This is a genomic window from Bacillus sp. AFS059628 (assembly GCF_002571225.1).
GTDB lineage: Bacteria > Bacillota > Bacilli > Bacillales > Bacillaceae_G > Bacillus_A.
Genome location: NZ_NVEC01000030.1, coordinates 1 through 22,910 on the forward strand (window position 1 = coordinate 1; position 22,910 = coordinate 22,910).

Consider the following 22,910-nt stretch of genomic DNA (forward strand, 5'->3'; position numbering starts at 1 on the left):
ATGGGCTATAGCCAAGCGGTAAGGCAACGGACTTTGACTCCGTCATGCGCTGGTTCGAATCCAGCTAGCCCAGCCATTTTGCGGAAGTAGTTCAGTGGTAGAATACAACCTTGCCAAGGTTGGGGTCGCGGGTTCGAATCCCGTCTTCCGCTCCAATAAAATTTCATATGGCGGCATAGCCAAGTGGTAAGGCAGAGGTCTGCAAAACCTTTATCACCGGTTCAAATCCGGTTGCCGCCTTTTCTTTTGTGCCGATGTGGCGGAATTGGCAGACGCGCACGACTCAAAATCGTGTTCCTTCGGGAGTGTCGGTTCGACCCCGACCATCGGTATCACGAACGGCGTAATAAAAAATCTCTATACAATTAGTATAGAGATTTTTTTGTTTTTTTTCGCGTGACAAAAAGTGTGCGGTGAGTAAACTAAGAAATATTAAAAGGATAAGAACAAACATTCATTTTTATCTTTTTAATTCCGGTATTCTATACAATATTCTCTTTGAGCACTCTAGAGAGAATTTCTCCACCCCGGTGACATGAAATTAAATCCGACACCACCAGTAGATATTAGTACATTATCACCGGTTAAGTTTGTAATTTCTAAAAACCTCTTTTCAAACTCTGCTTTGTTGTACTTGTACATAGTTGAGTGGCACGCCCACATGTGCGTTGAAGTACTCAACCAGTCTCCTAATTCCTTTAATTCAGGAAACGACTCAAATTGAATTGGTGCATCTAATTTCATGAATCTCACTTGATAGATAGTTGGGTTTAGCTTTTCTCCTATTCCTTTAAGAGTATGTGTGTTTTTTTCGTTTGCATGTGTCATAATTCTCCCCCATTTCCCCTTCGAATTTTTCCCTATTTTTATTATACAACAATAGAAAGAAAATATGGGAATATTATGGAAGTCGGTATCGGCGATATAAAAAAGGCTCTAACATTTCTGTTAGAGCCTTTTTGTTAAATTATACTATGTGCTTCTAAAATTCGTAATAAACGTAGGAATTCATGTATAATATAACTTGTCGAAAGAACAAAATGATAGTGATTTATATTATGTCTGTAATATGAATTAAAGATGAACTTTTTATATTTCTTTTAAAAATGTGTTGAATACACATTATATTTCATATTAATATTTTTATGTAGATTTAAAACGGGAAAGAGAGTGGAAAGTATGGGTCGTAAATGGAATAATATTAAGGATAAAAAAGCATCAAAAGATGCAAATACTAGCCGTATATACGCGAAATTTGGACGTGAAATTTATGTGGCAGCAAAACAAGGCGAGCCAGATCCAGAATCAAACCAAGCGCTTAGAGTTGTATTAGAACGTGCGAAAACATACAATGTTCCAAGAACAATTATCGATCGTGCAGTTGAAAAAGCAAAAGGCGGTTCAGAAGAAAATTATGATGAGCTTCGTTATGAAGGATTCGGACCAAATGGATCTATGGTCATTGTAGATACACTTACGAATAACGTAAACCGTACTGCAGCAGATGTACGAGCTGCATTTAGCAAAAACGGTGGTAACATGGGTGTAAACGGTTCTGTAGCTTACATGTTTGATGCGACAGCTGTTATCGGCCTTGAAGGGAAAACATCAGATGAAGTTCTTGAAATTTTAATGGAAGCAGACGTGGATGCACGTGACATTCTTGAAGAAGAAGATGCTGTTATCGTGTATGCTGAGCCTGACCAATTCCATGCAGTACAATCTGCACTTAAAGATGCTGGTGTTGAAGAATTCACAGTTGCTGAATTAACAATGCTTGCACAAAGTGATGTAACACTTCCTGAAGATGCACAAGCGCAATTTGAAAAAATGGTTGATGCATTAGAAGATCTAGAAGATGTGCAACAAGTTTACCACAACGTAGACTTAGGAGAATAATACGATAGATAGAAGCCCCTTTCGTTTTAACGGATAGGGGCTTCTTTGTATGAATTTAATTAAGGTGATGAATGAGTAAAGGTATTTTGTTGTAGACAGGGAATATGCTTATACGGATATGTGAAATATTCATTATTGCTAGGAGGCTTAATATGGAACATAAAACACCAAAGCATATCGTTGCTGTAGCAGGTTATTTAATAAATGAAAAAGACGAAGTGTTATTAGCTAAAGTACATTGGCGATCGGATACGTGGGAGTTGCCAGGAGGACAGGTAGAAGAAGGAGAAGCGCTCGATCAAGCTGTTTGTAGGGAAATAAAAGAGGAAACAGGATTAACGGTGAAGCCTATCGGTATTACAGGAGTTTATTATAATGCTTCCATGCACATTCTAGCTGTTGTTTTTAAAGTGGCATACGTGAGCGGTGAAATACAAATTCAGCCTGAAGAAATACAAGAAGCTAAATTTGTTGCTTTAAACGAAGAGAACATAGATGAGTACATAACGCGTCCTCATATGAAATCCAGAACGCTTGATGCGATGAGAGCAACACATTGTATTCCTTACGAAACGTGGGAGGTGCAGCCGTATCATTTAATAGGTAGGTTGTAAAGAAAAGGGTAGCTGGTTTGAGATACAATCAAATCACTACTCTTTTTTGTATACTGTTTAAGAAAAAGGTCAAAATAATAATAGGGCTAGTATTGATTTTAAGAACGTTTGTTCTGTATAATATATGATATATTGTATACATTTAGATTACTAGATACTTACAAATATATATATTTGTAGATGATATAATGAAAATAGGTTGCTTTAATAGAGAAGCCTTAAACCTTACTTTGTTATTGGTTATTCTTGTTTTGACATAATCTATATTCAATATTTCAGATGAATAGTAGATAAAATAAGACTGTGATACAATACTTTTTTATACCTTACAATGATGTAAGGTACGTGTAAGAGAAATCGATGGGATGTTTTTTTACAACAAGGTATTCTTAAAGTAAGGGTTATACGCTGTGTGGAAAAGAGGTGTTCAAGGTGAAAGAACGAGTATTATCTAGGGTGAACTATCATCAAAAAGTTGCATTAAATCCAATAACTAAATTCTTTTATAAAGCCATTATATTATTATTATTGTTAAGTTGTACGTTATTATTCGTTGGAAATGTGATGATTGAGCAAAGTGATATTAGTAAATTACATGTACCGGCTAAGCTAGAGGTGCCAGAATCATTGACACATGCATTTATTGCGACAGAAGATAAAAGGTTTTATCATCATAACGGTTTAGATTATATAGCGATTGTCAGAGCGTCTGTCGAGAATATAAAAGCTGGTGGTGTTGTGCAAGGTGGAAGTACAATTACACAACAGTTATCCAAAAATGCTTTTTTAACAAATGAACGTACATTTTCTCGTAAGTGGAAAGAGATTTTCTATACGAAAAAGATTGAACGTACATTTACGAAGGATGAAATTTTAAAATTGTATGTAAGCAATATTTATTACGGAGAAGGAGCATGGGGAATTGAAAAAGCGGCAAACCTTTACTTTGGTAAAAAGGTAAGTCAATTAACGCTAGCTGAAAGTGCGATGATGGCTGCTGTAGTAAAGGCACCTGCTTATTACTCACCGGCACAAAATTATGATAAGGCTGTAGAGAGACGAAATGTTGTTTTGAGACTGATGGAGAAAGAAGGCTATATCAATCATGATGAGTATGTGCAAGCAGTTAGTGAGAAGTTAGTAATTCGTCATGATATAAAAACAGAGCAGTCGATGTTAAATAGTGCTCGTGAAAAAGCAGTAAGCTAAAGGAAGTTCCTACATAGGAGCTTCCTTTTTTTGAATAAATTGTGACAAATTGTGACACAATATCGTCACAATTATTGTATTTTTGTAATTTATGTGAGCGTGTTCATTGCGTGACGTATATAAGTGTTGATATTATGTGTATTGTGTACAATGCTGTATACAGAATATGAATTTAAAGAGGAATGTATATGAAATCAAATAAACTCATGGCTCTTGGTATCGTTTTTTCTATCGCAGTATTGATTGTAATCGGAACAATTGCGTATAGCATCATAAATGACAAAAAAGATAAAGGGAATGAGATGTTTGCTTATTCCACACAACAATCTTTAGGGAAAGATGATGCCCCAGTTAAGGTAGTTGAATTTGGAGACTTCAAATGTCCTGCTTGTCGTACTTGGGATGTAACAGTATTACCACGATTAAAAGAAGAGTATATCGATAAAGGCAAAGTGCAGTTATACTTTATTAACTTCCCATTTATCGGAAAAGACTCTGATTTAGGTGCAGCGGCTGGTGAAGCAATTTATAAACAAGATAAAGATTCATTCTGGACTTTCTATGATGAGATTTATCAAAGTCAAAAGAAAGATACGGAAGAGTGGATTACAGAAGAATTGCTTCTTAATATTGTGAAAGAGAAACTTCCGAAAGTTGATGTAGCGCAATTTAAGAAAGATTTACACAGTAAAGAAATAAAAGAAAAAGTACGTAAAGATTCAGATCGTGCTCAAAAATTAAAAGTTCAAGGTGCTCCTTCAGTATATGTAAACGGGAATCTTGCAAATCCTGATTTCGATAGTATGAAGAAGGCGATTGATAAAGAATTGAAAAAGTGATGAGTATCTCATCACTTTTTCGACTTTTTTCGATAAAATTCTTGCTTCCGCTTTTTGTACATGCTATACTACTTTACATAAGTTATTCTAATATCTTATATTTATTTCATATTTGCGGGTGTAGTTTAGTGGTAAAACAAGAGCCTTCCAAGCTCTGGTCGAGAGTTCGATTCTCTTCACCCGCTCCAAATTTTATTAAATGTTTTTCTATAAATTGTGATCAACGCAGTGTTTCGTTTCCGAGATAAACGAGGCATTGCGTTTTTTAATGTTTGGAAAACATAATTGTATGCGAAAATAGAAGTAAAGAATAGTATTCCGAAAGTGAATTGCTAACCAATAGATCGTTACATAAAAGATGGATTCATCTGAGGAGGCGATTAGGAATGGATTTTGAACAATTAAAGCAAGATGTAATTGCGTATAGTAAAACGATTGGTATAGATAAAATAGGCTTTGCTAGTGCTTCACCATTTGAAGAATTAAAGCAGCGGTTAATCCAGCAGCAACAATTAAATTATCAATCTGGATTTGAAGAGCCTGATATAGAAAAAAGAACGAACCCGCAGCTTCTACTACCTGGTGCAAAATCAATTATTGCGATTGCATTAGCGTATCCTTCAAAATTAAAAAATGCACCATTAAGTAAGCGAGGAGAACGCCGTGGTATTTTTTGTCGTGCCTCTTGGGGACAAGATTACCACCTTGTTTTACGGGATCGTTTGCAAAAATTAGAAGCATATTTAATTGAAAAACTTCCCGATATAGAAGTTAAGTCAATGGTTGATACGGGTGAATTAAGTGATCGAGCTGTTTCGGAGCGTGCCGGTATTGGATGGAGCGGTAAGAACTGTGCCATTATTACACCTGAATTTGGTTCATATGTATATTTAGGAGAAATGATTACGAATGTTCCCTTTCCACCAGATCAGCCGATAGAAGATCAATGTGGGAGCTGTACAAAATGTATTGATGTTTGTCCTACAGGTGCTTTAGTACAAGGAGGACAGTTAGATTCGAAGAAATGTATTGCATTTTTAACACAGACGAAAGGATTTTTGCCTGAAGAGTACCGCGACAAAATAGGAAATCGTATTTATGGATGTGATACATGTCAGACTGTTTGTCCGAAAAATAAAGGGAAGGATTTTCATAATCATCCTGAGATGGAACCAGATCCTGAGTTAGTTAAGCCGTTATTAACACCACTTTTAACAATTAGCAATCGTGATTTTAAAGAGAAATATGGAATTATGTCTGGTTCATGGAGAGGAAAAAAGCCGTTGCAACGAAATGCAATTTTGGCACTTGCACATTTTAAAGAGGCATCAGCAATTCCTGATTTAATTGGTGTGATGAAAGATGATCCAAGACCAGTACTTCGCGGAACTGCAGCATGGGCACTTGGGAAAATTGGTGGAGATGGCGTGGGTGAAGCTATTGAAAAAGCGATGCAACGTGAGAAAGATGAAGAGGTTCTCCATGAAATGAATCGAGGACTTGAATTGTTAGCGCAGAAAAAAGAGTAGATAATATCTCCCTTTGTCATATTGTAATATGGGAGGGAGACGAAATGGTTGTAAAAATAAATATTGAAAAGCAAGTACAACAATTTTTAGCATATATAACAGAGAAACGAACAAATGTAGACGGTATTGCTGAAGATTTATTACAAATAGCACAGAGAAAGAAACAATTATTTCAAAAGCGTAATGCAGAGATAGTGAAAGCAACTGCGGATGTTTCTTTCATGAGACAATTAAATAATAGCAATCATCAAGAAATTGATTATCAAATACATTTTAAATATTTAATTAAGCATAAAGAATTATTTTATATCGAAGAGGAACAACTAAAACGAAGAGTTTGTTTAAATAATAGCCAGGTAATAGGTGATTATGCTATTGAGGTGCCAGAAGCAGTTGGAATGAGTGAGACATTAGAAAGGGAAGTTACAAAAGAGAAGTACGGTTCTTATCAGTACAATCGTTTAGAAGCAGTTAAATATGCAGAGCGTTGGTGGGATGATCGAAACCCTGTATATCGAAATTTCCCTGATAATTGTACGAATTTTATTTCGCAATGTCTTCATACTGGAGAAGTACCAATGAATGGATATCCTAATATTCGCAAAGGATGGTGGCAAAGGGAGAATCAGTGGAGTTGGAGCTGGGCTGTCGCACACTCTTTTTATTGGTATTTGTCAGGTGCTACAACAGGGCTTCGAGCTGAAGCTGTTGAAAGGCCAGAGGACCTTATTCTTGGTGATGTCATCGCTTATGATTTCGAGGATGATGGTAGGTGGAATCATACGACGATTGTAGTAGCAAAAGACGCAGATGGTATGCCGCTTGTAAATGCACATTCAGCGAATAGTCGTCGGCGTTATTGGAATTATGAAGATTCTAGTAAATATACACCACAAATGAAATATAAATTCTTTCATATTATTAATGGGTAGAGATTTTTCGTTCAAGTGGTATAATACTTAGTAGACAAAAAACAGAGGTGAATATCGCGTGGGAGTACATGTTGTTTTATATCAACCAGAAATTCCAGCAAATACAGGGAATATTGCTCGTACTTGTGCAGCAACTGGAACAGAATTACATTTGATTAGACCGCTTGGATTTTCAACGGATGATAAAATGTTAAAGCGTGCAGGATTAGATTATTGGCAGCACGTGAAAATTACGTATTATGATTCAATTGAAGAGTTTTATGAGAAAAATAAAGACGGTGAGTTCTTCTATTTAACAAAGTATGGTGAGAAAGCTCATACAGCGTTTGATTATAGTAAACGTGAGAAGGATTACTACTTTGTATTTGGAAGAGAAACAAACGGCTTACCAGCTAATGTAATCGAAGAAAATTTCGATCATTGTTTACGTATTCCAATGACTGATAAAGTGCGTTCATTAAATTTATCTAATACAGCAGCTATTTTAATTTATGAAGCGTTCCGTCAACAAAATTATCCAGGATTAGATTTAGAAATTGTTTATTAAAAGTCGCCATTATGGCGACTTTTTTTCTAAAAATAAAAATAATATGTGATCATACATTTAAAAAAGGGTACATATTCATATAGAATGGGGATATATGAATAAAAATAGATTAGACGGGTTGAGATAAATATGAAGGAACGATATAGTAATCAAAATACCTTTTTAAGTATGATAGATATGGATTTAATAAGAAGAGGATTATTACATGCTATTCAAGATTTAGTATTTATTGTGAAAGTTATGGATGATGAAATCTTTACATATATTTATGTAAATAAGATAGGTATGGATTATGCGAAGCTAAGCGAAGAGTGTTATGGAAAAACGTTCGCTGAAGTATTGCCGAAAGATACGGCGGAAATATTGCAAGTGCAATATGCAAAAGTGGCGAGCGAAGCGAAAGCACATACCTTTTGTGATGTAGTTAGTTTACCAACTGGTAATGTACATTATGAATCTTCACTTAATCCTGTATTTGATGAAGAAGGAGTATGTCAGTTTATTATTTGTATTACGAGGGATATTACAGCTCAAATTGAGGAGAAGGTTGAAATAGAGGAAAAACAAATGTTATTTAAGTCATTACTAGAATATAATAATGACTCCATTATATCTATAGATTCTATAGGTAGAATTACATACGCGAATCCAGCAACGTATGAAATATTTGGATATCGATATGAAGAATTGAACAATAAATTTATTTTTGAATTTATTAATAAAGAATATGAAAAAGATTTTCAAATTATATTTAAAGGATCCATGCAAGGAAAAGCGAAGCAAATTGTTTCAAAGAAATATGTTCATAAAGAAGGGTACGAGCTCTATATTTCTTTGAGAACTATTCCAATTATTGTGAACGGTGAAATTATTGGGATATATATTGTTACGAGGGATGTTACAAGGCAAGTATTAAATGAGATGAGAACGGAATATTTAGCTTATTATGACCAGTTAACAGGATTAATGAATAGAATTTCATGTACAAATAAGTTAAATGATTTTTTAAATGAGAAGATAGATTTTGCGTTTATCTTTATAGATTTAGATGAATTTCATCTTATTAATGATACTTTTGGGCATAAAGAAGGAGATAAAGTATTACAAAAAGTGACAGAATGTTTAAGCAGTATCCAAATAGGCGGTATGCACTTATTTAGAGAACACGATGATCAATTTGTTATGTTAATAGAAAATATAACGAAAGAACATGTAGAGGTAGTAGCAAAAAGCATATTAAAAAAAATCAGTGAACATTTTGTAATCGAGGAAGAGGACGTATATTTAAGTGCGTCAATCGGAATTGTAATGGCTCCAACAGATGGAGAAGATGAAAAAATATTATTCCAAAGGGTTGATGCTGCCCTGGAAAAAGCGAAAGAAAAAGGAAAAGGGTATTATCATTTTTATTGTAATGGATCAGATTGTGAGCGTGAAAAAAGATTTATAATAGAAAACCAATTACATCGTGCTATAGAAAAAAATGAATTCTTCTTGCATTATCAGCCGCAAATTAATATTGAAAAGACAAAAATAGCTAGCATGGAAGCTTTAATAAGGTGGAAAAATAAAGAATTAGGATTTGTCTCTCCTAATCAATTTATTCCGCTGGCAGAAAGAACAGGTTTTATCATTAAGCTTGATGAATGGGTAGTAAATGAAGTGTGTAAGCAAATACGTGAATGGTTAAATAAAGGATATGAAGTTGTCCCGATTGCAGTTAATATTTCAGCCAGACACTTTCGCTCTATTACATTAATAGAGATGATTACACGAGCTTTACATAAGTACAATGTACCAGCTCATTTATTAGCAATAGAGGTTACAGAAGGAGCCCTTATACATAAAGACATATCGAAAAGAGTATTGCTGCAATTAAAAGAACAAAATTTAAAGATTCATTTAGATGATTTTGGAACGGGATATTCATCTTTAAGTTATTTAAAAACGTATCCAATTGATACTTTGAAAATTGATCGTTCTTTTATGGAAGGTATATATGTAGATGAACGCGATACGAATATTACGGCTGCGATTATTCATTTAGCTCATACTTTGGAATTGAATGTAATTGCAGAAGGAGTAGAAAAAGCGGAACAAATACAATTTTTGAAGGAAAAGAATGTGAAGTTTGTACAAGGTTATTATTATAGCAAACCACTATCAAAATGTGATGTGGAAAATATATATTATAAATAATTTATAAAAAAGGTGATGTGCTAAAAGCACATCACTTTTTTTGCGTACCAGGTTTATCATTGTAACCAGATGTAAAAATAGCTGTAAGAAATGTGAGTGATACACCTAAAATTAATAATAATTTCATACTAATATCCCTCCTATTTTTCAGTTTACGAATCTGAAATATGAATCGAAATGTATGTAATGTTCTTGGAAGAAAAGAATTTATTTAAAATGAATAGAGGTGTAAAAACTTTAATACCTATATTATACAGAATTTTCTTTGAATTTTGGAGAGAATTTTATAGCACAACTGTATATTTCATTTTGATTTAAAGAATGTTTGAGGACATCCTAGCATACCTTTTATAATAATCCGATTGAACAAGGAGATGGGGGAGGAGCTATAATGGATATTCTAAAAAAAATTGAACAGCATCGAGAAGCAGAAGAACGCTTACAATGGGAAGGTACGTTTGCGGAGTATTTAGAGCTTGTGAAGGAAAGACCATGGGTGGCTCAAACAGCACACTCTCGCATTTACAATATGATAAAAGATGCTGGAATTGAAGAAGTAGATGGTAGAAGAAAGTATAATTTCTTTAGTAATCAGCTATTTGGGTTAGAGGATGCTTTAGAGCGTCTTGTAGAGGAATATTTTCATCCATCTGCAAAACGATTAGATGTTAGAAAACGTATTTTATTATTAATGGGTCCTGTTAGTGGAGGGAAATCAACATTAGTTACGATGTTAAAACGAGGATTAGAAACATATTCACGAACAGATCGAGGAGCAATTTTTGCAATTAAAGGATGCCCAATGCACGAAGATCCGCTTCATTTAATTCCGCACCATTTACGGGATGATTTCTTTGATGAGTATGGAGTTAGAATTGAAGGGAATTTATCGCCACTCAACGTGATGCGTCTAGAACAAGAATATGGTTCAAGAATTGAGGATGTCGTTGTAGAGCGTATTTTCTTCTCGGAGGATCGTCGTACAGGGATTGGTACATTTAGCCCATCTGATCCTAAATCACAAGATATTGCCGATTTAACAGGTAGTCTGGACTTTTCAACAATTGCAGAATATGGTTCGGAATCAGATCCACGAGCATATCGTTTCGATGGAGAATTAAATAAGGCAAACCGTGGGATGATGGAATTCCAAGAGATGTTAAAATGCGACGAGAAGTTCTTATGGCATTTATTATCGCTTACGCAAGAAGGGAATTTCAAAGCGGGAAGATTTGCGCTTATTTCAGCAGATGAATTAATTGTAGCGCATACGAATGAAACGGAGTATCGTTCTTTCATAGCAAACAAGAAAAATGAAGCATTACACTCAAGAATTATTGTAATGCCTGTCCCATACAATTTACGAGTGAGTGAAGAAGAACATATTTATGAAAAAATGATTCGTGAAAGTGATGTATCTAATGTTCACATTGCACCACACACACTTCGCGTTGCAGCAATGTTTACAATTTTAACTCGTTTAAAAGATCCGAAGCGTCCGGATATTGATTTAATTAAAAAGATGCGTTTATATGATGGAGAAACGGTAGAAGGTTATAATGCGATTGATGTAGAGGAGCTGCAACGTGAATATCAAGATGAAGGCATGAGCGGTATTGATCCTCGTTATGTGATTAACCGAATTTCTTCTACAATTATTCGAAAAGAGGTACCATCTATTAATGCATTAGATGTACTTAGATCGCTAAAAGACGGGTTGGATCAGCATCCGTCAATTAGTAATGAAGATCGAGAGCGTTATATGAATTTCATCTCATTAGCAAGAAAAGAATATGATGAAATTGCGAAGAAAGAAGTACAAAAAGCATTTGTGTATTCATATGAAGAATCAGCGAAGACACTTATGGATAATTACTTAGATAACGTTGAAGCATATTGCAATAAATCAAAATTACGTGACCCATTAACAGGTGAAGAAATGAGTCCAGATGAAAAGCTAATGCGCTCAATTGAGGAGCAAATTGGAATTTCAGAAAATGCTAAGAAAGCATTCCGTGAAGAAATTTTAATTCGCATTTCTGCTTATGCGCGTAAAGGAAAACGCTTTGATTATAACTCACATGAGCGCCTTCGCGAAGCGATTCAGAAAAAACTATTTGCTGATTTAAAAGATATAGTGAAAATTACAACATCAACGAAAACACCAGACGAAAATCAGCTTAAGAAAATTAATGATGTTGTTGCACGCTTAATTGATGAGCACGGCTATAATTCTTCATCTGCGAATGAATTATTACGCTATGTAGGTAGCCTGCTAAACCGATAGTTTGATAACAAAACGCTGTCTCTTGTATTTTGCGGGACAGCGTTTTATTATCCATTCATATGTGTAAAGTGTCATACCTTGTCCAAATATAATAAATTAAGATGCAATTTTATGAATTTATTGTCAATTATTTTTGCAATATGCATATGATAGAGTAACCAACCATTCATACGAAAAAAGCCAACACAATACAATATGTTGCAAAGTGTAAATGTGTGCAACTATGCATTGTGTTTCTTTCTTATCAAAGGCTGAATGATTCTTTTCTAGTATGTGAGTGGCAAAATTTTGTTTAGGATGCTCGGAGTATTATATGAAAAACGTTATATATGTTTATGGGATGATTTTCGATGGGCAGTTACCATTCATTCTAGCTAGCACAGTATAAAACAAAATTTCTAGATTGCTGTTCATATAGGAAGACAATTACAGTAAGGAGGGAAAGAAATGGGTGAAGAAAACCAACCAAATTATACGATTTCACAGGAAAACTGGTCCCTCCATCGCAAAGGATATGACGACCAACAACGCCATCAAGAGAAAGTACAAGAGGCAATTAAAAATAATTTACCCGATCTTGTAACAGAAGAAAGCATTGTTATGTCTAATGGTAAGGATGTTGTAAAAATACCGATTCGTTCTTTAGATGAATATAAGATTAGGTACAATTATGATAAAAACAAACATGTTGGGCAAGGAAATGGTGACAGCAAAGTTGGTGATGTCGTTGCGAGAGATGGATCAGGTGGTCAAAAGCAAAAGGGACCAGGAAAAGGGCAAGGAGCAGGGGATGCGGCTGGAGAAGATTATTATGAAGCTGAAGTCTCTATTTTAGAATTAGAGCAAGCATTTTTCAAAGAATTAGAATTACCTAATTTAAAGAGAAAAGAAATGGATGAAAACCGAATTGAACATGTTGAATTTAATGATATTAGAAAAACAGGATTATGGGGCAACATCGATAAGAAAAGAACGATGATATCCGCATATAAACGAAATGCGATGCGTGGTAAAGCATCTTTCCATCCAATTCATCAAGAAGATTTAAAGTTCCGCACTTGGAATGAAGTATTAAAGCCAGATTCAAAGGCTGTTGTATTAGCGATGATGGATACGAGTGGATCGATGGGAATATGGGAGAAATATATGGCACGGAGCTTCTTTTTCTGGATGACGAGATTTCTACGCACAAAGTATGAAACAGTAGATATTGAATTTATTGCCCATCATACGGAGGCAAAAGTAGTTCCAGAGGAAGAGTTTTTCTCAAAAGGAGAAAGTGGCGGAACAATTTGTTCTTCTGTATACAAAAAAGCACTCGAGCTAATTGATAATAAATACTCACCAGACCGCTATAATATTTATCCATTCCATTTTTCAGACGGTGATAATTTAACATCAGATAATGCTAGATGTGTAAAGCTTGTTGAAGAGTTGATGAAGAAGTGTAATATGTTTGGGTATGGGGAAGTGAACCAGTACAACCGCCACAGTACACTTATGTCAGCCTATAAAAATATTAAAGATGAGAATTTCAGATATTATATTTTAAAGCAAAAAGCAGATGTATTCCACGCGATGAAGAGCTTCTTTAGAGAAGAATCAGGAGAGAAAATGGCATAACCCCTTAAAGAAGGGGTTATTTTTTTGTAAACTTTTTATTTTTCTAGTTGAAAATGAAAATGAAAATCATTATCATTTATTCGAGATATGATTACATTGAGATTTATATATTTTGGAGGAGATGTAAAGTTGAAGAAAAATAAAAGAAAACATATAAATGCGATGATTATCGCTGCGGCGTTATCACTTCCATTTGCTGCGTATTCAACACCTGCTTTAGCAGTCGTAGCAATTGAGGCTAATAAAAAGGGATATGCTTTAGAAGATGGTACATATGATGCTGTTATGAAAGCATATAAAGATAAAACGAATGAAGAGTCTATGGCAGCTGTTTATATAAAGAATCCTAAGTTAACAATTGAAAATGGAAAGAAAATCGTAACGGCAACGTTAAGTGATAGTGATTTCTTCAAATACTTGAAAACAGAGGATATTCATACTCCAGGTGTGTTCCATGATGTAAAAGTAATATCAGAAGATAAAAAGAAAAATGGAACGAAAGTGATTCAGTTTGAAGTAGGGGAATTAGGGAAAAGGTATAATATGCAAATGCATATTTATATTCCGACAATGGCCTATGATAATAAATATCAAGTGCAGTTTGAAGTGAATACTTTAAATTTAGAAAATAATGTTCCAGAAGAGAAGAAGGAAAATAATGAAGAGCAAAAGGAAGATACAAAAAATATAATAGCCGATAACCAATTGAAGCAATACATTAATAAAAATATTTTAGGGCGTAAAGATATTAATGAATCAATATCAAAGGAAGATGTATTACAAATTAAAGAATTACGTATATATTCTGGTCAAAGAATAAGTGACTTAACTGGTTTAGAATATATGTTAAATTTAGAGAAATTAACGTTACAGGAATCGAATGTAAAAGATATAGCACCTTTAAGTAATCTAAAGAAACTAAAATATCTAGATTTGTATTCAAATCAAATTGAAAATATTGAACCAATTGCTGGGCTGAATAAAATTCAATCTCTTTCTTTAAGAGATAATAAAATTATTGATTTAAATCCATTAAGTAACTTGAAAAAAGTTAGAACATTAGATTTAGTCGGTAATAAGATTGAAGATATTAAACCATTATTTACAATGGGGTCTCTAGGTAAGTTGTATTTAGCTAATAATAATATTAGCGATTTAACAGGAATTGAACAGTTAAATAAAGTAAAAGAATTATGGATTGGAAATAATAACATTACTAATCTTGAATCTATTAGTAAAATGGAGAGCCTTACTCAGCTTGAAGTGAGAGATGCAGAAATTAAAGATATTACACCGCTAGCTAAAATGAAAAACTTACAATCACTTGATTTAGAAGAGAATTATATTTCTGATGTGTCACCACTTAGTGAACTAACTACTTTATATGAACTTAATTTAAGTGCAAATGAAATTTCTGATGTAAGACCTATTCAAGAGTTTGGAAAGCGTTTTGTAGTTAAAGTTCATAGACAAAAAGTATTTTTAAATGAAGGAGTAATAAATGAAAATATTAAGATTCCTGTATATGATTTAAACGGCGAACCACTCCAAAATATTAGATGGATAAGTGAGGGGGGAACACATAATAATGGTTTTGTAAAATGGGAAAATTCTGGAGAGAAAGTATACGAGTTCAATTTAGAAACAGGTTCTTCTAAGAATAAAGTACATTTTAATGGAACAGTTATTCAAAAAATAAGTGCTAAGCAAGCAGATGTAAGTGTTATTCCAGATAAAAAACTAAGAGAGTATATTAATAAACATAGTTTAGGTAGAACAGACTTGAATACTCCTATCACGAAAGAAGATTTATTAAGGGTTAAAACATTAAAGATAATGGATGGACAGAACAATGGAATAACAGATTTATCTGGATTAGAGTATATGGAAAATTTAGAAGATCTGACATTGGAAAAGTTTGAGTTGAAAAACATAGAATTTATCTCGAATTTGAAAAACTTGAAGTCAGTGGATTTATCGAATAATAAAATAGAAAATTTAGAGCCGTTAGCTAAGTTGGAAAAGCTTGTAGTATTAAATATAAGCAACAATAACAACCAAAATATAAAACCATTATTTACATTAAATTCATTGAAGAAGTTAAATGTTTCAGCCAATAAAATTAATAATGAATCTCTTCAAGGTATACAGGAATTCAAAAATTTAGGGATACTAATAATAAACAATAATGACATTAGTAGCTTGGAAGAAATTAGTGGGATAACTAAAATGGACGAATTGGAAATTAAAGGTAATAAAATAGTGGATGTAACTCCATTAACTAAAGCTAAAGAATTAAGATTTTTAGATTTGTCAGATAATAAAATTAAAGATATAACAGTTTTTAGTTCTATGTTAGATCTTTTTAAATTAAAACTGGCTGGAAATGAAATTCGTGATATAAAACCAATTATTCAATTATCTCAGTGGATTACAATTGATCTTAGAAGACAAAAAATTATGCTAGAAGATGCTCAAGTGAATCAAGAAGTGAAAATTCCTGTTTCTGATGTGGAAGATAATCCTCTTGAGGATATTACACTGAAAAGTGAAGGCGGAACATTCAATGAAGAAGAAGGGACAGTTGTGTGGAGTACTCCAGGAGAGAAAAAATATGAGTTTGCTTTTGATGGAACGAGTTATTATGGGCTTGGCATATGGTTCAGCGGTGAAGTAACTCAAAATATTGTAGAAAAAATTGAGTCGCCGGAAACAGAAGTAGAAAAGCCGAAAGAAGAAACAAGTAAGCCAGAGGCAGAAGTAGAGAAGCCGAAAGAAGAGACAAGTAAGTCAGAAACGGAAGTAGAAAAGCCGAAAGAAGAGACAAGTAAGCCAGAAGCGGAAGTAGAAAAGTCGAAAGAAGAGGTAAGTAAGCCAGAAGCGGAAGTAGAAAAGCCGAAAGAAGAGGTAAGTAAGCCAGAAGCGGAAGTAGAAAAACCGAAAGAAGAAGTAAGCGAGCCTATAACAGAAGGTGAAAATGTAAACGAGCCAGAAGCCAATGTTGAGAAACAAACAGAAGGCTCAAATGAACTAGAAACAGCTACTGTTCAGAAAAATAAAGCGGTACAAGAACCTGCACAAGCACAAGATGTAGTGAATCAACTAGCGAAAGAAAATGTGTCAAATAAACAAGTTCATAGTAAAAAAGAAGAAAGTAAGAAATCTTTAGCAGCAACAGGTGGCCAAGAAAGTAATGTATCTCCATTTGGTGGCTTAGCATTAGTTTTATCTGCACTGAGTATGTTTGTGTTTAGAAAAAATATATTTAAAAAATAAATAACATTTTATTTTATTATATGATTTTTTAGAAGGTGTTATCATAGCGATTTCATTTTGAAATGTGCTTATGATAACGCCTTTTTATGGTAGAAGGATATGAATGGAAAAAGTGCAAATATATTAGAGAAGGAGGAGAGGGTATGCATATTAGTTCTATGTTAAAAATTGAAGAGATTGCATTATTTATTGCAAGTATGAATAAGGATGCTATTCATCATGTTGGTTATTGTGGGGATGAGAAAAAGGAGGTGTTACATACGATTCTTCATGATTTTTCTGATATAGGATGGGAAAGATCTTTTGTTGTTACTTATGAGGACAATAAAATAATTGGTGTATTGGGATTTGATGTGGATGAAGTAAAGAAATGTGCGGAAATATGGGGACCGTTTATTAAAGCAGAGAATTGGGAAGAGGTTGCTTTACTTATGTGGAAGGAACTTATAGAAAAGGTCCCGTTTCGTATTGAGAAATTTTATGGTTTTTATCATATGGAAAATAATAATTGTGCCAACTTGATGAAGAGTGTAAATGCTAAAGAGCAAGATCGACATAGTATTTTCAGTTTAAGTAATAATATTGTGGGACAACGTATTATATATAATGTAGAAGAAGCTTTACCACAAGTATTTGAGCAGTTTATCTCTTTACACAATCATGTGTTTCCTAATACATATTACGAAGGAAATGAAATTATCGAACGTTTAAGTAATACGAATAAATTATTTGTAAGTATGAAGAATGATAAGTTAGAAGGTTATGTATATGTGGAAGTAAATCCGGAGTTTCAAGAAGCGAATATCGAATTTATTGCAACTGCTGAAGAGAGTAGAGGAAAAGGTATTGGTGAGTGTCTGTTACGAGCTGCAATTTGGTATATTTTTTCTTTTCAAGGGATGAGAGAGATAGAACTATGTTTGAATACGAATAATGAAGGGGCTATGAAATTGTACAAGAAAGTAGGTTTTGAAGAGAAAGCCTGTTTACAACACTATATAATAGAGTAAAAACCCCATTCATATGAAAATGATATTTCATATGAATGGGGTTTATTAATCTACTTTTTTCCTCATTCATCATGGATTTAGAAATAATTTGAGGTGCCAATCGTTACATAACCTTTTTTATTTTTTTCGGAACTTCTTTCGTTTGCAAATTAACGTCTTCTTTTCGTAGCTCTTTAAAGAGTGAGGTAACCATAAGGACGACTACGATAGAAAATGGTAGTGCTGCGATTATAGCTGCAATTTGCAGTGCATTTAATCCTCCAGCTTGTAATAAAATAGCTGCAATGATCGCGATTGTTAATCCCCATATAAGTTTTAAACTATTTTTCGGTGATAAGTTTCCGTTACTCGTTTGCATGGAAACAACAAATGTTGCCGAGTCAGCAGAAGTAACGAAAAATGTGGCTACTAAAATTAACCCGATAATTGTTAAAAATGTAGAGAACGGTAGGTGTGAAATAACAGCAAATAATCCAATCTCTGTACCATTTTTCGCGATTTCATCAGCTATACCAAGCGATTGGAACATTTCCATATGGATAGCGGTACCGCCAAATACTGCAAACCAAAATGTGCAGATAAGAGTTGGGACTAATACAACTCCAAAAATAAATTCTTTTATTGTGCGTCCTTTAGAAATACGGGCGATGAATGTACCGACGAATGGGGACCAAGAGATCCACCATCCCCAATAGAAAATAGTCCAGTTTTCTATCCAAGAAGAAGATTTTTCATTAAATGCTCCTAAATTTAATCCCATACTAGGCAAAGCTCCGATATAAGAACCGAGTGTAGATGTGAAATATTTCATAATGAATACAGTTGGTCCTAAAAGTAAAAAGGAGACGAGTAAAATACCTGCAAGAGAGAAATTTAAGTTACTCAAATATTTAATCCCACGATCTAAGCCAGTTTGTGCGCTTGTTAAATATAAAACAGCGAAGATGGCGATAAGTATGAGCTGTGTAAGTAAAGTGTTATGAATAGAAGGGAATAAATAGCTTAATCCTCCGGCGATTTGTTGAGCACCAATCCCAACAGATGGCACAATACCGAATACAGTGGCTAAAACAGCTAAAATATCGACTGTTTTTCCGATAGGAGAATTTTTCGATCGATTAAATAATGGAGTAACTGTAGCCCCAATTGTGCTACCTTTTTGTTTGCGAAATGTGAAATATGCAATTGTTAAAGCAACCATTGCGTATAGTGACCATGGAAAGAGACCCCAGTGGAAAAATGAATATTGCATAGCGAGCTTGGCACTTTCCTCTGTACCTGCTTTTCCTGTTAGTGGATCTGTAAAGTGTGAAATCGGTTCAGCGATTCCATAAAAGAGGAGTCCAATTCCCATTCCTGCCCCAAATAACATGGATAGCCAAGATGGATAACTATACTTTGGTTTTTCTCCATCCTTACCAAGACGAATAGAACCATACTTAGAAAATGTTAAATAAGCGGCTAAAATAATCATTGCGGTCATAAGTAGAGAGTAAAACCATCCAAATTTATTGAGGATAAATGAATTTAAGGAAGATGTAACGCTTTGTAAATCATAGCCTTGTATCCAACTTGCCGGGGTAATTCCCCATATGATGAATAATGTTGTTAGCAAGATGGAGATATAAAATACACTGTTCTCTTTTTTTATCATAGAATCCCACCCTTGTTTAATAAAGTTAACAATTATATTAATCATAACAATTAAAGGGTCAATTGTCAAAAAATTCGTTTTTTAGAACGTGTAAAGGGACTGTTTAATCGCTATAGATTCATACCTATTGGAGGTTAGATAAAGGAGAGGTTGTTCACGATATGTACAAAATGTAGGAAGAAATAATATGAAATATTGCATTTTATATTGTTGTATTTATATTTTATGTTAAATTCGTGAATGGAATATTTGAATAGGGGGCAAGGATATGAACAAGAAATCAAAAATTAATAAAGTAATGCTTAGCATTAGTACAATGGCTCTATCACTGGGGGCAATTCAAACTCATGCATCAGCAGAAGAAACGGTTCCATATAATGTATTGCATTCGAAACCAGTTGGAATTGAAAAGCCAGTAGATGAGATTGGACACGTTTCTAAAGCAGAGGAAACATTATCGTTTCAAGAACGGTTAAAAGTAGGAGACTTTTCGCAGCGACCAGCATCTATTATGAAGAGCTCAGAAGTAAAGCAAATGAAAGAAAGCTATTCAATGGCTGATTTAAATAAAATGAATGATCAAGAATTAGTCGAAACACTAGGAAGTATTAAGTGGAATCAAATTACAGACTTATTCCAGTTCAATGAAGATGCAAAGGCTTTTTATAAAGACAAGGAAAAAATGCAAGTAGTTATAGATGAATTAGCTCATAGAGGTAGTACATTTACGAAAGATGATTCAAAAGGAATTCAAACGTTTACAGAAGTGTTACGCTCAGCTTTTTATCTTGCATTTTACAATAATGAATTAAGCGATTTGAATGAGAGAAGCTTCCAGGATAAATGTTTACCTGCTTTAAAAGCAATTGCGAATAACCCAAACTTTAAGCTAGGTACATATGAGCAAGATTCAGTCGTATCGGCATACGGTAAATTAATCAGTAACGCTTCAAGTGATGTAGAAACGGTTCAATATGCAGCTAATATTTTAAAACAATATAATGATAATCTTCGTACGTATGTAGACGATCGTATGAAAGGACAAGCTGTATACGATATGATGCAAGGGATTGACTATGATATACAGTCTTACTTAATTGAGGCTGGTAAAGAAGCGAATGAAACGATGTGGTATGGGAAAATAGATGGGTTTATTAATGAAATAAATCGTATCGCTCTTCTAAATGAAGTAACGCCAGAAAATAAATGGCTTGTTAATAATGGCATTTATTTTGCTAGCCGTTTAGGGAAGTTTCATAGCAATCCAAATAAAGGATTAGAGGTTGTTACACAAGCAATGCATATGTACCCGCACTTAAGTGAACCGTATTTTGTTGCGGTAGAACAAATTACAACAAATTATAATGGTAAAGATTATAGCGGGAATACAGTAGATTTAGAGAAAATACGTAAAGAGGGAAAAGAGCAATACTTACCAAAAACGTATACATTCGACGATGGATCAATTGTGTTCAAAACAGGAGATAAAGTATCAGAAGAAAAAATTAAGAGACTATATTGGGCTGCGAAGGAAGTAAAGGCACAGTATCACCGTGTAATTGGAAATGACAAAGCGTTAGAGCCAGGAAATGCGGATGATGTATTAACGATCGTAATTTATAATAGTCCAGATGAATATCAGTTAAATAGACAATTGTATGGATATGAAACAAACAACGGTGGAATTTATATTGAAGAGACAGGTACATTTTTTACATATGAGCGTACACCGGAGCAAAGTATTTATAGTTTAGAAGAGTTATTCCGTCATGAATTTACTCATTATCTGCAAGGGAGATATGAAGTTCCTGGTTTATTTGGAAGAGGAGATATGTATCAAAATGAAAGGCTAACTTGGTTCCAAGAAGGAAATGCAGAGTTTTTCGCAGGATCTACTCGTACGAATAACGTTGTACCAAGAAAGAGTATAATTAGCGGATTATCATCTGATCCTGCAAGCCGTTATACAGCAGAGCGTACACTATTTGCTAAATATGGTTCTTGGGATTTCTATAATTACTCGTTCGCATTGCAATCTTATTTATATACACATCAATTTGAAACGTTTGATAAAATTCAAGATTTAATTCGAGCGAATGACGTGAAAAATTATGATATATATCGTGAAAAACTAAGTAAAGATTCTAAACTAAATAAAGAGTACCAAGAGTATATGCAGCAGTTAATCGATAATCAAGATAAATATAATGTACCGGAAGTAGCAGATGATTATTTAGCTGAACATGCACCGAAATCGTTAACAGCAGTAGAGAAAGAAATTAGTGATACATTACCGATGAAAGATGCAAAAATGACAAAACATAGCTCTCAATTCTTTAATACATTTACACTAGAAGGCACATTTACAGGTAATGTAACAAAAGGTGAGTCAGAAGATTGGAAAGCAATGAGCAAAAGAGTAAATGAAGCTCTAGAACAACTGGCACAAAAAGAATGGAGTGGCTACAAAACTGTTACAGCATACTTCGTCAATTACCGTGTAAATAGCTCAAATCAATTTGAATATGATGTAGTTTTCCATGGTATCGCAAAAGATGATGGAGAAAATAAAGCTCCAACGGTTCATATAAATGGTCCTTATAATGGCCTTATAAAAGAAGGTATTCAATTTAAAAGTGATGGCTCAAAAGATGAAGATGGAAAAATCGTTTCTTATTTATGGGACTTTGGAGATGGAAGCACAAGTGCAGAGGCTAATCCAGTACATGCATATGAAAGAGAAGGAACTTACAAAGTTGCGTTACTAGTAAAAGATGATAAAGGGGGAGAGAGCAGAAGCGAAACAACGGTTACGATTAAAGATGGAAGTTTAACAGAATCAGAACCAAATAATCTTCCAGAAGAAGCGAATCATGTTGGGCTAAACACGACTATAAAAGGTAGCCTTATCGGCGGAGATCATACTGATGTTTATACATTTAATGTAGCATCAGCGAAAGATATCGATATTTCCGTTTTAAATGAGTATGGAATCGGAATGACATGGGTGCTTCACCATGAATCAGATATGCAAAATTATGCTGCATACGGTCAAGCTCATGGAAATCATATAGAGGCAAAAATGAATGCAAAACCAGGTAAATATTATTTGTATGTATATAAATATGGTAATGGCGATGGAACTTACGAATTATCAGTAAAATAATTGCTTTTCCAATGTATGTTTAACTTTACTTTTTGTGGAAAATAGTATATTATATAGATATATAATATATCGGTTATTTACTAGGAGGAGCCTGTCACAATGGGCTTCTCCTGTTCTTTTTTAGGG

General features: G+C 33.9%; 15 protein-coding genes and 5 tRNA genes. 18 read left to right on the plus strand and 2 right to left on the minus strand.

What is annotated here, in order from left to right; all coding sequences use genetic code 11:
* Position 1 precedes the first annotated feature (1 nt).
* From COL05_RS11235 to COL05_RS11250, 4 genes are all read left to right on the plus strand, one after another.
* A tRNA-Gln gene (locus COL05_RS11235) sits at positions 2–76 on the plus strand.
* Between the two features lie 4 nt (positions 77–80).
* Positions 81–155, plus strand: a tRNA-Gly gene (locus tag COL05_RS11240).
* A 14-nt stretch (positions 156–169) separates the two neighbouring features.
* A tRNA-Cys gene (locus COL05_RS11245) sits at positions 170–240 on the plus strand.
* A gap of 10 nt (positions 241–250) precedes the next feature.
* Positions 251–332 (plus strand) — tRNA-Leu (locus tag COL05_RS11250).
* A gap of 175 nt (positions 333–507) precedes the next feature.
* Here COL05_RS11250 and COL05_RS11255 read toward each other — a convergent pair.
* Positions 508–828: a DUF3884 family protein gene (locus COL05_RS11255; RefSeq protein ID WP_098668663.1), complete on the minus strand. Its 321-nt coding sequence runs from the start codon at positions 826–828 to the stop codon at positions 508–510.
* 351 nt (positions 829–1,179) lie between these two features.
* On the opposite strand from COL05_RS11255, the gene COL05_RS11260 reads away from it, so the two are divergent.
* The 13 genes from COL05_RS11260 (at position 1,180) to COL05_RS11330 (ending at position 17,964) form a co-directional block, all read left to right on the plus strand.
* Positions 1,180–1,899 (plus strand): YebC/PmpR family DNA-binding transcriptional regulator, encoded by a 720-nt coding sequence (locus COL05_RS11260; RefSeq protein ID WP_098668664.1) that lies wholly within the window; start codon positions 1,180–1,182, stop codon positions 1,897–1,899.
* A gap of 152 nt (positions 1,900–2,051) precedes the next feature.
* Positions 2,052–2,513 carry an NUDIX hydrolase gene (locus COL05_RS11265; protein WP_098668665.1) on the plus strand — a complete coding sequence of 154 codons (462 nt, stop codon included), beginning with the start codon at positions 2,052–2,054 and terminating at the stop codon, positions 2,511–2,513.
* A gap of 432 nt (positions 2,514–2,945) precedes the next feature.
* Positions 2,946–3,722 (plus strand): transglycosylase domain-containing protein, encoded by a 777-nt coding sequence (locus tag COL05_RS11270; protein ID WP_098668666.1) that lies wholly within the window; start codon positions 2,946–2,948, stop codon positions 3,720–3,722.
* A 188-nt stretch (positions 3,723–3,910) separates the two neighbouring features.
* Positions 3,911–4,561, plus strand: coding sequence for a DsbA family protein (locus COL05_RS11275; protein WP_000841312.1), 651 nt, complete (start codon positions 3,911–3,913; stop codon positions 4,559–4,561).
* A gap of 114 nt (positions 4,562–4,675) precedes the next feature.
* A tRNA-Gly gene (locus COL05_RS11280) sits at positions 4,676–4,749 on the plus strand.
* Positions 4,750–4,947: 198 nt separating this feature from the next.
* Positions 4,948–6,090 (plus strand): tRNA epoxyqueuosine(34) reductase QueG, encoded by a 1,143-nt coding sequence (gene queG / locus COL05_RS11285; RefSeq protein ID WP_098668667.1) that lies wholly within the window; start codon positions 4,948–4,950, stop codon positions 6,088–6,090.
* Positions 6,091–6,134: 44 nt separating this feature from the next.
* Positions 6,135–7,022, plus strand: coding sequence for an amidase domain-containing protein (locus tag COL05_RS11290; protein WP_098668668.1), 888 nt, complete (start codon positions 6,135–6,137; stop codon positions 7,020–7,022).
* Between the two features lie 58 nt (positions 7,023–7,080).
* Positions 7,081–7,569 carry a tRNA (uridine(34)/cytosine(34)/5-carboxymethylaminomethyluridine(34)-2'-O)-methyltransferase TrmL gene (trmL, locus tag COL05_RS11295; protein WP_000538147.1) on the plus strand — a complete coding sequence of 163 codons (489 nt, stop codon included), beginning with the start codon at positions 7,081–7,083 and terminating at the stop codon, positions 7,567–7,569.
* Between the two features lie 129 nt (positions 7,570–7,698).
* Positions 7,699–9,768, plus strand: coding sequence for a sensor domain-containing protein (locus tag COL05_RS11300; RefSeq protein ID WP_098668669.1), 2,070 nt, complete (start codon positions 7,699–7,701; stop codon positions 9,766–9,768).
* A 391-nt stretch (positions 9,769–10,159) separates the two neighbouring features.
* On the plus strand, positions 10,160–12,055 hold the full coding sequence (locus COL05_RS11310; RefSeq protein ID WP_000353283.1) for a PrkA family serine protein kinase: 1,896 nt from the start codon (positions 10,160–10,162) through the stop codon (positions 12,053–12,055).
* 447 nt (positions 12,056–12,502) lie between these two features.
* Entirely contained in the window at positions 12,503–13,678 is a 1,176-nt protein-coding gene (yhbH, locus tag COL05_RS11320) for a sporulation protein YhbH (RefSeq protein ID WP_000503513.1), read from the plus strand.
* Between the two features lie 129 nt (positions 13,679–13,807).
* A complete protein-coding gene (locus COL05_RS11325) occupies positions 13,808–16,954 on the plus strand; it encodes a leucine-rich repeat domain-containing protein (protein ID WP_098668671.1) in 3,147 nt (1,048 codons plus the stop codon).
* Between the two features lie 143 nt (positions 16,955–17,097).
* Complete coding sequence (locus COL05_RS11330; RefSeq protein WP_098668672.1) at positions 17,098–17,964, plus strand: GNAT family N-acetyltransferase; 867 nt, start codon at positions 17,098–17,100, stop codon at positions 17,962–17,964.
* 103 nt (positions 17,965–18,067) lie between these two features.
* Here COL05_RS11330 and opuD read toward each other — a convergent pair whose 3' ends face one another.
* On the minus strand, positions 18,068–19,618 hold the full coding sequence (gene opuD, locus COL05_RS11335; protein WP_098668673.1) for a glycine betaine transporter OpuD: 1,551 nt from the start codon (positions 19,616–19,618) through the stop codon (positions 18,068–18,070).
* 268 nt (positions 19,619–19,886) lie between these two features.
* Here opuD and colA point away from each other — a divergent pair, with 268 nt between their 5' ends.
* On the plus strand, positions 19,887–22,784 hold the full coding sequence (gene colA / locus COL05_RS11340) for a collagenase ColA (protein WP_098668674.1): 2,898 nt from the start codon (positions 19,887–19,889) through the stop codon (positions 22,782–22,784).
* The last annotated feature ends 126 nt before the right edge of the window (positions 22,785–22,910 follow it).

Excerpts from the sequence above, each read along its gene's own strand:
- COL05_RS11255 (WP_098668663.1), bottom strand. The coding sequence starts at position 828 with ATGACACATGCAAACGAAAAAAACACACATACTCTTAAAGGAATAGGA.
- COL05_RS11260 (WP_098668664.1), top strand. The coding sequence starts at position 1,180 with ATGGGTCGTAAATGGAATAATATTAAGGATAAAAAAGCATCAAAAGAT.
- COL05_RS11265 (WP_098668665.1), top strand. The coding sequence starts at position 2,052 with ATGGAACATAAAACACCAAAGCATATCGTTGCTGTAGCAGGTTATTTA.
- COL05_RS11275 (WP_000841312.1), top strand. The coding sequence starts at position 3,911 with ATGAAATCAAATAAACTCATGGCTCTTGGTATCGTTTTTTCTATCGCA.
- queG (WP_098668667.1), top strand. The coding sequence starts at position 4,948 with ATGGATTTTGAACAATTAAAGCAAGATGTAATTGCGTATAGTAAAACG.
- COL05_RS11290 (WP_098668668.1), top strand. The coding sequence starts at position 6,135 with ATGGTTGTAAAAATAAATATTGAAAAGCAAGTACAACAATTTTTAGCA.
- COL05_RS11300 (WP_098668669.1), top strand. The coding sequence starts at position 7,699 with ATGAAGGAACGATATAGTAATCAAAATACCTTTTTAAGTATGATAGAT.
- COL05_RS11310 (WP_000353283.1), top strand. The coding sequence starts at position 10,160 with ATGGATATTCTAAAAAAAATTGAACAGCATCGAGAAGCAGAAGAACGC.
- yhbH (WP_000503513.1), top strand. The coding sequence starts at position 12,503 with ATGGGTGAAGAAAACCAACCAAATTATACGATTTCACAGGAAAACTGG.
- COL05_RS11330 (WP_098668672.1), top strand. The coding sequence starts at position 17,098 with ATGCATATTAGTTCTATGTTAAAAATTGAAGAGATTGCATTATTTATT.
- opuD (WP_098668673.1), bottom strand. The coding sequence starts at position 19,618 with ATGATAAAAAAAGAGAACAGTGTATTTTATATCTCCATCTTGCTAACA.
- colA (WP_098668674.1), top strand. The coding sequence starts at position 19,887 with ATGAACAAGAAATCAAAAATTAATAAAGTAATGCTTAGCATTAGTACA.